Origin of the sequence: Komagataeibacter diospyri (genome assembly GCF_006538165.1) — a bacterium.
Classification (GTDB): domain Bacteria; phylum Pseudomonadota; class Alphaproteobacteria; order Acetobacterales; family Acetobacteraceae; genus Komagataeibacter; species Komagataeibacter diospyri.
The window spans coordinates 60,068-74,055 of the sequence record NZ_BDLU01000070.1 but is presented as its reverse complement, the minus strand read 5'-3'; the positions used below and the strand labels follow the sequence as shown (position 1 = coordinate 74,055).

Annotated in this window: 20 protein-coding genes; 5 read left to right on the top strand and 15 right to left on the bottom strand. The window is 57.9% G+C overall.

Features of this window, described 5'->3' with window-relative positions:
- On the bottom strand, positions 1-1,092 hold a 1,092-nt coding region (locus MSKU9_RS16855), incomplete at its 3' end, for a baseplate J/gp47 family protein (RefSeq protein ID WP_141262513.1).
- Between the two features lie 77 nt (positions 1,093-1,169).
- Here MSKU9_RS16855 and MSKU9_RS16850 point away from each other — a divergent pair.
- Together MSKU9_RS16850 and MSKU9_RS16845 are read left to right on the top strand one after the other, a co-directional pair.
- Positions 1,170-1,382 carry a type II toxin-antitoxin system HicA family toxin gene (locus MSKU9_RS16850; RefSeq protein ID WP_306343033.1) on the top strand — a complete coding sequence of 71 codons (213 nt, stop codon included), beginning with the start codon at positions 1,170-1,172 and terminating at the stop codon, positions 1,380-1,382.
- Positions 1,379-1,765: a type II toxin-antitoxin system HicB family antitoxin gene (locus tag MSKU9_RS16845; RefSeq protein WP_141262512.1), complete on the top strand. Its 387-nt coding sequence runs from the start codon at positions 1,379-1,381 to the stop codon at positions 1,763-1,765. Before MSKU9_RS16850 ends, MSKU9_RS16845 begins: the two co-directional genes overlap by 4 nt.
- Positions 1,766-1,773: 8 nt before the next feature.
- Here MSKU9_RS16845 and MSKU9_RS16840 read toward each other — a convergent pair whose 3' ends face one another.
- The 6 genes from MSKU9_RS16840 to MSKU9_RS16815 all read right to left on the bottom strand — a co-directional run bounded on the left by MSKU9_RS16840 (position 1,774) and on the right by MSKU9_RS16815 (position 5,558).
- Entirely contained in the window at positions 1,774-2,136 is a 363-nt protein-coding gene (locus tag MSKU9_RS16840) for a phage tail protein (protein ID WP_141262511.1), read from the bottom strand.
- Positions 2,133-2,810, bottom strand: coding sequence for a phage baseplate assembly protein V (locus MSKU9_RS16835; protein WP_141262510.1), 678 nt, complete (start codon positions 2,808-2,810; stop codon positions 2,133-2,135). Before MSKU9_RS16835 ends, MSKU9_RS16840 begins: the two co-directional genes overlap by 4 nt.
- On the bottom strand, positions 2,803-3,960 hold the full coding sequence (locus MSKU9_RS16830; protein WP_141262509.1) for a hypothetical protein: 1,158 nt from the start codon (positions 3,958-3,960) through the stop codon (positions 2,803-2,805). Before MSKU9_RS16830 ends, MSKU9_RS16835 begins: the two co-directional genes overlap by 8 nt.
- Positions 3,957-4,166, bottom strand: coding sequence for a hypothetical protein (locus tag MSKU9_RS16825; protein WP_141262508.1), 210 nt, complete (start codon positions 4,164-4,166; stop codon positions 3,957-3,959). Before MSKU9_RS16825 ends, MSKU9_RS16830 begins: the two co-directional genes overlap by 4 nt.
- Before the next feature lie 8 nt (positions 4,167-4,174).
- Positions 4,175-5,098 carry a hypothetical protein gene (locus tag MSKU9_RS16820; RefSeq protein WP_141262507.1) on the bottom strand — a complete coding sequence of 308 codons (924 nt, stop codon included), beginning with the start codon at positions 5,096-5,098 and terminating at the stop codon, positions 4,175-4,177.
- 106 nt (positions 5,099-5,204) lie between these two features.
- Complete coding sequence (locus tag MSKU9_RS16815; protein WP_227002552.1) at positions 5,205-5,558, bottom strand: hypothetical protein; 354 nt, start codon at positions 5,556-5,558, stop codon at positions 5,205-5,207.
- Positions 5,559-5,606: 48 nt separating this feature from the next.
- Here MSKU9_RS16815 and MSKU9_RS16810 point away from each other — a divergent pair, with 48 nt between their 5' ends.
- The 3 genes from MSKU9_RS16810 (at position 5,607) to MSKU9_RS17955 (ending at position 7,176) form a co-directional block, all read left to right on the top strand.
- Positions 5,607-6,317, top strand: coding sequence for an autoinducer binding domain-containing protein (locus MSKU9_RS16810; RefSeq protein ID WP_141262506.1), 711 nt, complete (start codon positions 5,607-5,609; stop codon positions 6,315-6,317).
- A 78-nt stretch (positions 6,318-6,395) separates the two neighbouring features.
- Entirely contained in the window at positions 6,396-7,025 is a 630-nt protein-coding gene (locus MSKU9_RS16805; RefSeq protein ID WP_141262505.1) for an acyl-homoserine-lactone synthase, read from the top strand.
- Positions 7,015-7,176 carry a hypothetical protein gene (locus tag MSKU9_RS17955; protein ID WP_154670685.1) on the top strand — a complete coding sequence of 54 codons (162 nt, stop codon included), beginning with the start codon at positions 7,015-7,017 and terminating at the stop codon, positions 7,174-7,176. The genes MSKU9_RS16805 and MSKU9_RS17955 overlap by 11 nt, the downstream gene beginning before the upstream one ends.
- 230 nt (positions 7,177-7,406) lie before the next feature.
- Here the strand turns inward: MSKU9_RS17955 and MSKU9_RS16800 are convergent, their stop codons facing one another.
- The 8 genes from MSKU9_RS16800 to MSKU9_RS16765 form a co-directional block, all read right to left on the bottom strand.
- On the bottom strand, positions 7,407-7,619 hold the full coding sequence (locus MSKU9_RS16800) for a hypothetical protein (protein WP_227002550.1): 213 nt from the start codon (positions 7,617-7,619) through the stop codon (positions 7,407-7,409).
- Between the two features lie 56 nt (positions 7,620-7,675).
- Positions 7,676-8,479: a phage antirepressor gene (locus tag MSKU9_RS16795; RefSeq protein WP_227002548.1), complete on the bottom strand. Its 804-nt coding sequence runs from the start codon at positions 8,477-8,479 to the stop codon at positions 7,676-7,678.
- 536 nt (positions 8,480-9,015) lie between these two features.
- A complete protein-coding gene (locus MSKU9_RS16790; protein WP_141262504.1) occupies positions 9,016-10,167 on the bottom strand; it encodes a hypothetical protein in 1,152 nt (383 codons plus the stop codon).
- A 63-nt stretch (positions 10,168-10,230) separates the two neighbouring features.
- Positions 10,231-12,453 (bottom strand): phage tail tape measure protein, encoded by a 2,223-nt coding sequence (locus tag MSKU9_RS16785; RefSeq protein WP_141262503.1) that lies wholly within the window; start codon positions 12,451-12,453, stop codon positions 10,231-10,233.
- A gap of 9 nt (positions 12,454-12,462) precedes the next feature.
- On the bottom strand, positions 12,463-12,975 hold the full coding sequence (locus MSKU9_RS16780; protein WP_141262502.1) for a hypothetical protein: 513 nt from the start codon (positions 12,973-12,975) through the stop codon (positions 12,463-12,465).
- The gene (locus MSKU9_RS16775; protein ID WP_141262501.1) at positions 12,972-13,154 is read right to left on the bottom strand and encodes a hypothetical protein; all 183 of its coding nucleotides are present in this window, start codon (positions 13,152-13,154) and stop codon (positions 12,972-12,974) included. Before MSKU9_RS16775 ends, MSKU9_RS16780 begins: the two co-directional genes overlap by 4 nt.
- 14 nt (positions 13,155-13,168) lie before the next feature.
- Positions 13,169-13,516, bottom strand: a complete 348-nt coding sequence (locus MSKU9_RS16770) for a hypothetical protein (RefSeq protein ID WP_141262500.1) — start codon at positions 13,514-13,516, stop codon at positions 13,169-13,171.
- The gene (locus MSKU9_RS16765; protein WP_141262499.1) at positions 13,513-13,944 is read right to left on the bottom strand and encodes a hypothetical protein; all 432 of its coding nucleotides are present in this window, start codon (positions 13,942-13,944) and stop codon (positions 13,513-13,515) included. Before MSKU9_RS16765 ends, MSKU9_RS16770 begins: the two co-directional genes overlap by 4 nt.
- Positions 13,945-13,988 lie beyond the last annotated feature (44 nt).

The window sequence follows — 13,988 nt, the reverse complement described above, 5'->3', positions numbered from 1 at the left end:
CGTGCCGGTTATTGCAGGCAGGTCCACCGTGCCGCCGGACAGCGTGACCCCGGTCACGTTGGTGACGGACGTGCTGGCGGCATAGGCGATCTGGATCAGCCGCGAATAGCTGGCCGCCGCGCCGATGGCGAGACCGTTGAAATACGTCGCGATATTGGTGCTGATCGTGCTTTCCACCGTGGACAGGTCGCCGGTGCTGTCTACTGTCACGGTCATGGTCACGGGCGGCCGCACGACCGTGGGGCGCACGACCTGAATGGACACGGCAGCCGGGCGCACATCGTCCACGGCGGTATAGACTTCATCAATCACGCTGTCGGCCACATCGCCCGATCCATCATCGACATAGACCACCACGTTACCGGCCAGTGTGGCACCTGACGTGTCCACGTTCTCCACCACCTGATAGATCAGGTCGGCGGAAACATCCGTCACCGCGTTCTCGATCGCCGCCACCGTCGCCTTGGACCGGCTGTTGATATAGGCCACGAAGCGCGTGCGCAGGGCCGCATCCGTCTCGCCATCGCTGCCATTGGTCAGGGCTGCGGCATTCGTGACCGTATCAATGCCCGAAACCGCCGTGCCCAGCAGGCAGATGGCACCTGCCGCGACATTGCCGGTCGCGCCTGTCGTCTCGCACTGGACTGGCACGGTGATGGACGCCGTGCCCGCTGGCCGGACATAGGCGCTGTCGGCTGCCGACCAGGCGGCATTCGTGCTGTCTTCCACCACGTCATAAATCAGGTTCGACGCCGTCTTGACCGTGGTGCCCACCGCAATGGTGGCCGACTGGCTGGATGGCGTGAACGATGTCAGGGTGACGGTGCCGGTCGCCGCTGTCCCCGATTCGCGCGACAGGCCGAAATCCTCCACGAAACTGTCAACATCCGACCCGATGGAGGTGGCAAGCCGCGTGCGGGACAGGATCTGCAGCGCAATGAACTGGAACCACAGCCCCAGCCCGGCCACCGCCTCGAGCATGGCGCGGCCGGGGGAGCCGACATCAAGATCCAGCAGCGAAGGGCACGCGCCCTGTGCTGCTGCCACCATGTTGCCCAGTGTGGTCTTGAAGGATTGGAAGGTGATGGCCAAAACGGCCTCCCGTAAAAGGCTTATTTAATCGTCCGCTAAAAGTGTGTATTGATACACATTTATCATTGACGGCGCACATGGTTAGTGTGTATATAATACACATGGACAGCAGAGACGTGATACGAAAGATCGAGGCCGCTGGATGGTTCCACCGCAGGACAACAGGCAGTCACCATCACTACCGGCACCCAGAGCGGCCCGGAACGGTGACGGTCCCACACCCCAAGAGAGACCTTCCAAAAGGTACTCTCCGCAGCATAGAAAAACAGTCAGGAGTTTCCCTAAAATGACCAATTATATCGGACTGATCCGCAAAGACCCCGAAAGTGATTTCGGGGTTGAATTCCCTGACTTCCCCGGCTGCGTTTCGGCCGGGTCCACGCTGGATGAGGCACGGGCGATGGCAAAGGAAGCCCTGCAGGGCCACATCGCGTGTATGCGTGATGATGGGGAACCGTTGCCAGTGCCGTCCACGCTGGAAGCTGTCATGAGCGATCCTGAGAACCGTGATGCGGTGGCGTTTCTGGTCGATGCGCCAGAGATCGACCGGGTTGTGCGCGTCAACGTGACGTTGGAGGAATCCCTGCTTCAGGCCATTGCAAGCCGTACATCCAATCGATCACGGTTTTTGTCGGATGCGGCGCGGGAAAAACTGTCGCGGGAAGATGCGTAGGCCTTCGGTCAGGTATTCAATGTCAGTTCCTGCACCGTCCCGGTCGTGGCGTCGGTATAGGATATGGCCAGAAGATAGGCCCCGATTTTCGGGTTCGTGATGGTTACGGTGATGGGCTGGGTCTGGTCCACTCCCGCCTCATCCTGCATCTGCTCAAGCACGAGGCTGCGGATGCCAGCTTCGTCCATGACCGCACCGACGCGGGCGGGCAGACCCGCGCCATAATCGGGCTGCCAGATATAAGCCCCGGCATTGGTGCATAGCCTGCGCAGCAGCGCCTGCCGGGTCTGCTCTGCCCCCGCAACTACGGCAACGCCGCCAGTGCCAGACAGATCGAGGTCGCCACCGACAGTGTGTGACATGGCGCTCATGATGGCGCGCCCGTGGTGCCAGGTGCATCGGTGACCGGATGGACGTGGGTGTGGCCGGATGTGCCGTCTGCAATCACGTCCGTCTGTCCTGTCACGGTGCCCTGTGCGGTCATGTCCTTATCTGTCGTTATGGAGCCGCCGGTGATGGCCAGACCGTTGGCATCGAGCGTCATGCTGACTGATCCAACCTTCCACGCCTTGCTGCCGTTGGTCAGGGTTTCCGTGGCGTTCCCTGCCCCGCTATAAATCGTGTCTTTGGTTATGTGCCACCATGGGGCGTTCTGGATTGCGCTTCCCGGTGATGTTCCGCCGTCCGCCGGGGGCGCGCCGCATCCGGCCGCGATCAGCAGTTCCCCCGGCTGCGCGGGCTTGCCCGTGGCGGGAGACGTGGGAGGCATCACCACCGCGTCATAGACTGGTACGGCGGCCACGCCATGTTCCGCGTCCGCCTCTACATGCACGACCAGCACATGAGTGCCGATATCTGCCGGGCAGGCAATGCGCAGGCTGCCGACCTGCATGGCTGCCAGAGGAAGCCAGCCACTTTCTATATTGGAGGGCTGGGTCATGACCTTTACGGCGTGGTTTACGGGGTCCACCGCGCTGACGATGCCAAACTCCGGCTGCGCCTGCGCGTTCGCGATGTTTGACCCCACCATGCGCATATCAGCCATTATCTTCGTCCTTTGTCACGTCCCGTGTGCGTAGGGTGATCTGCTGGGAGAAGCCGCCAGACCATGAAAAACGGCTGTTGACGGCATCAACATCCAGCGTGCCGTCCCATGTCGTGCCCGTGCCGGTGATCTGCATGAACTGGCGCGGGGCCAGCGTGATCCGGCCCGGTATCTGTCCGCTGATGACGCGTTCATGCGCCACGATTTCGTTATACTTCTGCTGGGCATACTGCTGGACCAGATCAAGGCGCGCGCCGGGCAGCGTGAAGCTGTGCAGATTGCCGGTGCTCTCGGCCTTTTTGGTCGAACCACCCTCGACGGACCAGTAATATTCCACCCGGTTCCGCTGCCTGCTGTCCCACGATGTGACGTGGACCACGACACCCTTGGCAATCTGGTAGTCACGGGTAAACCGCAGTCCGGACGCCCCCATCTGGATCGGATTGAGGGGGCCGGTATCGCTGTAATCCAGCGTCTGGGTGTTGGCTTTCGTAGCGGTCGGATACGGCGCGCAAACGATCGTCTTCCCTTCCGCATACAGGTCACACCCGGTCATGTTCGCCAGATAACTGGCAAGGTCAAAGGCGGTCTGGAACCGGCTGTGGCTGCTGGCGGACTTGCGCTTGTGCTCGACCTGCCAGAACTGCCCCACCATGCCGTCGGTCATGGTGACATCGGGCGTAAGGCCCGCTGCCGTAATCATGGCGCGGACCACGTCCGCCCCGGTCATGTTCATCCAGCCATCCAGCACGCGCATGTCCAGCAGTTTCGCCAGGTAGTCGCGGCACTGGATGTGGACGGACGTTTCCGCCGGGGACAGTTCCACGTGGTCCACGATGCCCGAAAACATGGTGGTCCACTGCGCGCCGGTCTGGGCTTCATCGCGCATCTGCAAGGTGATGTCGATATCGGCCAGCGCGCCGCCATTTGCGGGCGTTGGAAGATCAAACCACAACCCGTTCGCGGGGGCCTTTGTCCGGTCCAGCGCCAGCGTCATGTCCAGCGTGTCGGCCCGGCTGTAGCGTGTGCGGGTGAGCGTGAATTCTTCCAGCCCGGTTTCCGCGCGTTCCGCACCGTTGACCAGAAGACGGGCGCGCGGCGCACGCCAGATGCGGTGGCCTTTGGCCGTGACGGTAATGCTTTCACTCATGCCGACACGCCCGGCACGCCGCTGCCAAGGGAGGCGTCCACCGTCGGCAGGACGATCTGCACCGGCGTTGTAAAATCGGACAGGTCAGGATCCGTCATGCCGTTCAACTGCGCAATCCGCCACCACTGGGTCGCATCGCCAAGCTGCGCCGCCGCGACGTGATACAGCGACACATCCGCCGCCGTGACCTTGATCGTGGTTGCCATGGTTGATCCTATTGCGCGGTTACAAGCGGTCCGTTTTGCGTGCCGTCCGTGGCCGTGAGCGTATTGGCATAGGCCCGGTTGACCAGACTGCCGGACGTGACAGATGTGCTGTGCAATTCCGCATTCTGGGTCAGGGTGGACAGGCCGGCCGCATTGGTCAGGCTGATGCCCTCGAGGTTCGCGCCCGTTTCACCGATGGCCGAAGTCAGGCCGGTGCCAGAGGCTTCCAGACCCGTCAGCAGGCTTGCGGCGCTTTCAGGCGTGGAGGCAAGGTTGACCCCGGCACCGGACAGGCCGCCCACTACGGTCAAATTGTCCTGCACACCCGCGAACAGGCCGCCAGCGCCCACCATGTCGGCAATGGGCGTGACCTGCCCCACGACCGTTGATAGCTGGCCTGAGATATTCCCCGCTATGGTTGAAACGTCACTCACCGCGCCCGTGATGCCGGAGATGGCCGAGGCCGCATCGGTGCCGATCAGAGCGGATAGAGCAGACGAATTGCCTGTTGCCGTTACGCCCGTCTGTGGCGGCTGTTCCAGCACCAGCCGGTAGGGAATGACGATGCCCTTCTGCTGATAATCGAACGAATACTGCACGATCTTGACCAGAAGCGACAGGCCCGCGCCCGTGAACTGAACTGGCTGGCCCGCAATGCGCATCGACTTGAGCAGTAGGGCGCGTTCATAAGCCGTCGGCCCGACGAACCGCCCGCTCAGTTCCAGTCGGTCGGGGTCGTTGCCCACGGCGTCGATAATCTTGTTGCCGCCGGGCAGCTTATGCACAGCCACCTGCTGCGATCCGCCATCACGGATCAGGTCCGGCACTTCCATGCCCGTCAGGGTAAGGCTGCCGATCGTAACCGGAGCAGATGCCCACAGCCGCCCCAGCGAACCAATGGCGGTTTCAGCGTTGAGCAGACTCAGGGACATGGGAAATCCAACGGAAAAAGCCACCTTGTCGGGGCGGCTTGGTAGGCACGATCAGGGCATGATGCCCTGAATAATGCATATTACTGGAAAAAGTACAAGGACGAAATCAGAAGGGGTTTTCCACGCTGCTGGAAGGCTTGGCGTTGCTCATCTGGTCTTCGATTGTGCTGGACGCCCTGCCCTTCTGCTTGCGCCGTGAGGTTACCGCCCGATGATGCCCGTCTCGCGCGCCAGAACGGTGGGCGCCTTCCGCCTCTGCCTGTTTCTCACACTCATATGCGCCGTGCTTCGTGCGCCCATACCAGCGGTCGCCCGGCAGATGATAGACGCCGGTGTTCTGATTGACCCACACCACCGTGTCGCCGGGGCAGGATGGAATGATCTTGTTCTCATCTGCCAAGGCAAAGTCAGGAGCTAGGATAAAGAACGCGATCATAAATGTGTAGAATCGAGACATCATGTAATTTAGAGTTACCTTTGCACAGCGATGGGGATGAGAGTGCAATAGATGGCAGGATTGACGACCGACCTTCTCGCAACGCTGCACGATCTGGAGAAATCGCTTTCTCAGCATGACCTCCTGTCTACCTATCTTGATGCCATCCTAGCAGTCGGAAACGTCCATGTAACTATTGTCGAATTAAACAGAATTGAAGATCCTAAAGAAAACTTCATACATGTTGGTTACCCAACGGAATGGGTGAACTTTTATATAGAAAACAACTATATTAGTTCCGATCCAATAATAAAAAAATCCCGATACATAAGCTATCCATACTTTTGGAATGAAATAAAAGGCATAAACAAAGAAGAAAAAAAGATAATAAAAGACGTATACGAATTCGGTATAAAAAGAGGACTGACGGTGCCGGTCCACACGCATGATAGGATAGTTTATGCCATCTGCTTCGCATTTACAGAAAAATATATAGACAAAGAAATTGAATTTTATCTTCGTACCTTGTCACACTTCTTTGTCGATAGTTATAAAAAATTAGATGACCCTATAGAGACGGAAGGCCCAGCCCTAACCCCTCGTGAAAAAGAATGCCTGAAATGGACCGCCAAGGGGAAAAGTTCCTGGGAAACCGGGATGATTATCGGTGTGAGTGAGCGAACGGTTAATTTTCACATCAACAATGCCCTACTGAAGCTGAAATGCACGAATCGTATCATGGGCGTGGTGAGGGCCATCTGTGCTGGACTGATTGAGCCGTGAAACCTGTCAGTCCTGACAGGTAACCTGCCTGTCAGTTTTTATGAATGATCCCCTCACCCAATAGCGGAGAGTGGACCCATGATCGAAGTTGTGACTGTTGAAAACGCCTATGGGGGCGGGACTGCTCTCGTTGAACAATTCAAATTTCGATACCGCCATTTCGTGGCTAACGAACAGTGGGAAGTTCCATTCTACAATGGAATGGAATACGATCAGTTTGATACGCCCGCTGCTGTCTACCTGGTGTGGCGCGATGCTGCGGGCATTGTCCGTGGCATGATTCGACTGTTGCCAACGAGCCGCCCTTACATGCTGGAAACGCTCTGGCCCGATATGCTCCCCAATCCGGCTATGCCATCTGGTCCAGCCGTCTGGGAAATCACCCGGTTTGGCGTGGAGCGCACCCTGTCCCTCACCCTGCGCAAGAAAATTTCAGCCGAACTGATTTTGGCATGCATTGAATTTTCGGTGCTGAACGGCATTCACACCTATCTGTTCCTGACTGCGTGGGGAGTGCTCAAACGGATTGTGCCCGGTGCTGGCGTGGAGGCGCACATCCACAGCAGAAAAACGCTATCATCTGGCCACGATGTCGCGTCTGCGGTCGTGCCCGTTTCACAGGACGTTCTGGATAAGGCCCGAGCCAAGCTGAATATTAATTACGCTGTTCTCCACAATGACGGATTTGAACGCCAGCATGCTGCGTAAAAAAATGAATGAAGATATAAAAACAAAAGCAAAAGATATTAAATCTGCATTGTCATTTCTGAGAATGGAGGCAAAAAAATGTGGATTAACACAAACAGATAATTCCCTCTCTATTGCAGAGATAATTATTAATATTGAAATGAAAGAATAAAAGTCGGAGAAGGATATTAAATTGTTATTCCGAGAAGGCGACATTGAATACCTAGCAGAGCAGTTGTTCTTGCAACACTATCCTTTCCGCAGATGGGGGTCCCTGCCAGATTTCGCATCTGGCGGACCTACAGAAGATGAAAAGAAGAAATTCATTGATATGGCCCGGCATCAATTGTCCGGTTGGTATCCTGTATGATTTAGGCCGCCCCACCCGGAGCGGCCTGTTTCCTACCCGATCAACTCACGCTCCCTCACCTTCTGCGCCCTCAACGGCACAACCTGCCGCCTCTGCAACCAGTTCTGACGCGCCTGCTCGACAACAGCCTTGATCCCGGTGCGGGATCGGATGTGCAACAGGCAGTTGTCCCGGCACCACCGGGCGCTGGCGTCATCCGGCCTCTGCCGGAGCGCACGATCCCACGCCTGGTAGTTCTCCATCATGATGAGCAGTTCCTCATCCTCTGGATAGTGCCCGCTGATCGGGTTCTCCGTCAGGGCTACGCGGGGGCTGGCTCCTTGGCCTTGGCGAAAGGGCGCTTGGCGACCTCATGCGTGCCAATGATTGTCCTGATCTTTGCAAGGCCATTCTGTGTCAGCATCGGCTGGCCAACGCCTTCCACATAGCCTGTCCGTTTCACTTCAACATTCTTCGCATCCATAAACCCGCGGTTGATCGTCTCGCGGTAGACGGTCAGGCGACCCGTTACAGCATGACGGTAGCACCATTTCAGTTCGCACAGCTTGTTGGCAAACTTACGCTCCGGCCACCCACACTGCTGGGCCGCCGAGCGGATATTGTGGCGACCATCGAGAGAGGCCAGTTCCTCGAGGGCTTCGGCCTTCGGGGCCAGTTCCCGGTTCTCAGCTTTCAGCGCGTCACGCTCTTTGGCGATAAGACCCGCTTCGAGCAGGGCTTCCGCGTAGGTCTGGGGGACTAGCGGCTTGGCGCTGTAGCCTCCCGTCTTGCGGATGGACGGGATCACCTCTGCCGTGACCCACTTCTTGAACCGCTTGGCTGCTGCCTTGCGGCTGGTAAGGACTAGGGACCAGAGTCCGGATTCGTTGATAATGGCCATTTCCTGCGGGCCGCCAAGGGTCGTGACAATAGCACGGTCCTTTTCATCCTCATCAAGACGGTTGGCCGCATGGTGTGGTTGGGAGATTTCCAGAACGCCACATACATCCGCCAGCACCCACCAAGGCGCACCGTTCACGTCGAGAACGCGCACTTCCTGTCCTTCAAACTTGAACAGGTTCATGATGCTGGATTTGTTGGTATCAAGTGTGTTAGTGGTCGTCATAGCTGTATTTCCTATTCAGCGTGAGAGGCATCGGGGGGAGTCGCCAAACTGGCCCCTGATGCCTTTTCTGTTTCCGCCATGCTGCGGATAATGCTTACAAATTCCTTGTTTATGCTTCGTTCATTATGGACGGTCTGACGAAGATCTTCTCAATTTAGGTGATACGATTTTGGGCGCTCCGAAAGTGAAGCGGAAACGCAGCAGGCAAACTAAACGAGACTGATCTTCCCAATCTCTGGCCAGACTCGCGCACTCCCTGCCAAACTCTGGCGGGAGGAACCATGCGCCTAACAACCCTCACCTTTCTCGCCCTATTCTCCCCCGCAGCAGCCCACGCCTACGCGCCGGGAAGCAGCCAGACGGAGCCAACCTGCCCCAAAGGGGACCGGCCCGTGTGGGTCAACACCAGAACCAGCGTCTACCACTATCGCGGCATGCGCTGGTATGGGCACACGAAATACGGGAAATACGCCTGTGAGAAAGACGCGCTGGCCGAGGGTCGTCGGGTTACGCGGAATGGAGAGTGATTGAAGTGCTTATTGAAGCGGCAACCCAAGCCTTTCTGCGGCATCTCGCGCTGCATCAGAAATCTTCATGTGAGGATTGCTGCTGCAGGTCAGCATTAAACCTCCCATCAATTCCTCATATTGATCAGTCTTAAGGGTTGGGGAAATCTTTGCGGACACAATTATGGCAGCCATGAAAAGAGCATTCCTGCGCTGGTCATCTTTTCCTGTGGCCCGATGCGTTTCTATGAATCTTACGAAAGCCTGACATGGATCCGACGTTTCCATATCCGACATTAATAGATTGGACGCGCGGTAATTTATTGGGGGCCTACGTTCCGATGACGGTAGAATGTAAGGAAGATTGTCTCTATCGGCGAGGCATCCCTTAAGAATTGGGGTACCGTCATCGGAAGTCATGCATTGCTGAATGCGAGCCAAGTCCTGATCGTCGTCAATAGCTACTGCAGCTATTCTGTTCCCATCTATTGCATCACCCGTCGTGCCATATGGATTAATTTCAGGTATGCTCCACTTTGCGGGCAATTTGTATTTCTTAATCACATACCTGCGGGCCCGATCGGCATCCGATTGGCTTTTCTTGTCCCTTTCTGTGTCCGAGGCGGACGTTGGCGTCGATGTTGATAACTCGTTATCGAGTTCATCATACTCGATCAAAGATACGGGAGCCATCTCATTGGCAAGGACCACGTCAAACCCACTGTTTGACTTGCCATCTTTGATATTTGGATCGACATATACATCGGCAAGGGACTTATATTCCGTTGGGGGCATGTCGACCCATGGATTATCCCGCACAACCCGGACTGTGGCTGATGTTACGCCATCCCGCATCGCCACCCTGGCGATCGATGCGCCGGTTGCTGCCCAATCTGCCTTCTCTCCCCCATCCACCATCACGGATATCTGCGCCTGCGGTCCGTCCTTGAATGAATAGTTGCGAACGGCCTGCACAATTTTGAAAGGCAGAACGCGTCCAGAAAGAACCGGGTCTAATGGCGTTTGGGACATGATGTCATTGCTGGCTGACGGCACTGCCGCGGGTGCGGAGGCTGGATGGTTGCCATCTTGATGGGCGCCCAAGTTGTACAAGAATAGGACGCCTACCGTTCCAAGCAGACACCATCCTGCACCTTTTTTCCATCCAGCTTTGTCCGCCACGCGATCCTCCATATTGGTTGAAACAACCTTTATAGAAGCGGATGCCTATAATCTATCCCGGCATCACCTTCCAATCGCCCTCCCCGGCAACTGCGGGTACTGCACCACATCAGGAGCGGTCCCGCTCGATCGCAGCTCCTGCCTGGCTTGCTGGAACTGCACTTCCTGCACTGCTGACGCCAATTCTCGGCCATTGGGCATCATGACCACGATCTGCGCCGTCCCCACATGCTGCGCACTGCTACCGCTCACCTGCGGATACTGCATGGTTGAAATGCGACTAGCTTGGTGACTCGCTTCGTTCGTAACGCCCAAAACAACGCCTCCAGCCGCTCCAGTTATCGCCCCAGCAGCCGTTCCTAGTCCTGGTATTACCGACCCCCCGATCGCACCTGTGGCTGCGCCTGCAGCGGCACTCTCAAGGATGCGTCGGATTGGCCCCGGCACCATACCCATAATTTTGCCGATGCCGCCAGCGATGGCACCAATAACATTAATCAGGGCCGAAATATCATTAGCAAACTGCCGAATGTCATCCGGATGCTTTCCCACGAAATCACTGATCCCATTGAAGGCATTGGTCAGTGATTGCAGCGAACTGATGAACGGACCCTGTGCGGCACGGCCTATGGTGAATTCAAGTCGCTCCCACGCTGTGTGCATGATGAGAGACTGATCCCGTTGCCCGCTTTCCATGGCGGTCACGGCGCGAGCAGCGTCTGTCCGCTTGGCGGTAGCATACTGTCTTGCGATATTCCCTTCAGCGCCTGTCGTTTCCGCCGCGAGATCGGCCACATTCATCCTCTGGATATGGCCGAGAAGTTCCGGATGGCTCTTTATCAGCGGAGACAGGTAATGCGTAATCCATCCAATAGGGTCGGAGGCAAGTTGATCCTGCCCTAAAAACTGACCGTTTTTTCCCGTCAAACCCAAGTGGCTAAAATATGCGAAATCTTTATCGGTCATGCGCGTATGATCGCCTCCGAAAAGGTTCTCGAGGGACTTAACGGCGGTTGCAGCCCGGCTTGGATTTACGTCGATGAAATGAGCCATATTCAGCGTGCCCTCATCGGACATATGCTGAGCGGCGACTCCGGCTGACCGGGCAAACGTCAAATATTTTTGTCCGCTCATGAACTGCTGGTTGGCGATATGCATCCCCAGAGCGGATTCGGTCGACCGAGCGGCGCGGTCTAGATCGAATTCACCTGTTCGTGGGTTATAGAACCTGTTCGAAATATCCTGGGCGCGGATGAACGCTTTACTTTCTGCCATAGCGGCCTCGGGAGACTTCCCTTGGGCCTGAAACGTTCGGTTTACCCTATTTAGCAGGACGGCAATCGGATCCTGCTCTTCCATATTGCCGCCGCTTAGCTCAAAGGCGTCCTGCGCGATCTGAGCTGACTCTGGTGCGGTCAAGAAAGGGTTGTTCCTCAGCGCTTTATCTGCGCTCGCCATGATCGCCGACATGTTTGCGCGCGCCACAGGATCGCCCTGCATGCTCAAGAACGTCTGGTCATACTGGCCGGTCTGGTTGAACGCGGACCCAAGCGTCTCCCCCACCCCATGCATCCCAGCGTATGCGGCCATTCCAGCCGCCAGCGGCCCAACGCGCGGCATACCGATACCAGACAGTGCCCCACGGGCCGCCATCACCCCCTCTCCTACTTCACCCGGATTGACGGCATGGGGGCCGTTGTATGGGTATGGCCCGTGTTCCCCATTCATGGAGAATGGCGGCGTCGTCCAGTTGGGCTGGTAATCCGTAGGGCGCACGGATGCGCGGAAATTGGCCCCATTCCCCATGCTGTCGCCCTGATTGGGCAGCACCATCAGCGCGGTTCCCGGCGTGCGCACTTCCGGCGGCGGCAGGAGCAGTTGCGGCGCACCGGGCACATGGGTGGCGGCGGCGGAATATGGCGAAACGTAGCTGCCGCGCCCGAGGTCAGCAGGAGGAACCGGCGGCATCGGCGGCGCGGAAGTGCCACGCGCGTTACCGCCATCGCCTCCATAGCTTCCGCGCGAAGAACCGCCACCACGAAACCGACCGGAACTGGAAGCAATATCCCGCGCAGCACGGGCCGCGCGCTCCATGTCGTCGGCCATGCCGCCAGCCAGACGGCGTGCGCCGCCCAGCGACGACACCATGCCGTTAAAGCCCTGCTGCGCCTCCCGCTGGGCGGACAGCAGACGTTCCAGAGCCTCGATCATTTCGCCAATCGGCCCCGTCACGCGGGCAGCATTGGCGACGAGGTTTACGCCGATTTCATAGGCTTCAACGGCCATGGTGTTTCTCTATTCGTTATCGGTCGCCCGCGCATTAGGCATCGACCGTCCTTCAATGGCCCGCACGACCATGCGACCGATGCCGCGCGCGACTTTCTCTTCGTTCCTGAAGGCGGCAACAGCCAGTTCAGGGCGTGGCGGCTGGTAGTTGTTCTGTTCCATGCGCCCGACCTCGAACACCGCGGCCTTGATGTCGTCTGACCCGATTGACGCCTCTACACGCAACGCCTCGCCACTCACCCGCGTACCGTAGCTGTCGCGCATGTCGCCTGTCCGCAGGCCCGGCTCGTCGGGTGAAAAGCCCTTGCGGATACGGTCATCAATGGTGCGGTCAGCCAATGGCGCTGTGGGCAGTCCGCTTTCCGGTCCATCCAGATACTGCCCGATCTGCACCTTGGTTTCGGTTTTGATCAGGTCTGCGCCATCCTGCACGCCGCGATGCACGGCGCGGGCAATATTCGGCTTCACACGCTCGCGCAGGTGCCGCACAAAGCCTTCCAGCGTGTTGAACTTCCGGGTCATGCTTCGGCATCCACGTAGCGACTGGCAGACCAGTCAAAACGGGCCGGGATCAGGCCGTACGTCTCCCGGCTCCGGCGTTCGGTGATAGCCACGCAGGCCGCAAACCGCCGCGTGCGTGACCATTTGCTTGCAACGTCCCAGGGCACCCCGCTATCGGCCAGCAGGAGCATTTCCTGCATCACGGGGTGCCTGCTCAGTTTTTTGCCGTTTCCATGTCCACATCGGCAGCGCCCGGCTGCTCGGGGGTGTCAGGCTTCTTCGGCGGATAGAACACGGCCTGTAGAGCAACAATGCCGTCATTGCCGATGCGACGGGCCACCTGCTTCACCTGCTCCTTGGTCGCGGGCATTTCCACCGGCACGCCGTCAATGGCGTCAACCGAGCAGATCATCTGGGCATAGCCCATCCACGCGCCAGCCGAGGCCGACTGCATGGCGCTACCCGCCACTTCAATCAGGTCCAGCATATCGCCGGGGTCCAGTTCGCGCAGTTCCAGCTTCTTGCCAGAGGCGGTGGTGATTTCCTTGGGGATCGTGCTCATGAAATCTTATTCCGGATACGCGCCATAAAGCTGACGCTCTGGTTTACGATATTTTCCGACTGGAAATTGCCCGCGTTGTTCAGGGCAATCGTCGCGCCCATGAACTCATAGGTGGTCGTGGTGCCATCGCACTCGTCCAGATACTGGTAGATGCTGCCCAGGATCATGGTGCCCGCGTCCCAGAACCCGCTTTCGATGGCCGCGAACAGGTCATCGGCACCGGAATTGTCACGCTGGAAATTGAAGGTGCCGGACCAGCCGTTCGGCGTGTCATAGAACGCGGGCATATCGTTCAGTGGCGATGACGTGAGGCGGTGCGTCTGCTGCTGCGCCTGAAATCCGGTCACGGTCGGCAGCTTGATGCGCGACCCGTTGTAGATCAGCACGACACGACAGTCGCGGCCTACGTTAAATGGCTTCGTGGCCATTCAATCCTCCAAAGAAAAAGCCGCCCGACGTGGGGCGGCTGGTA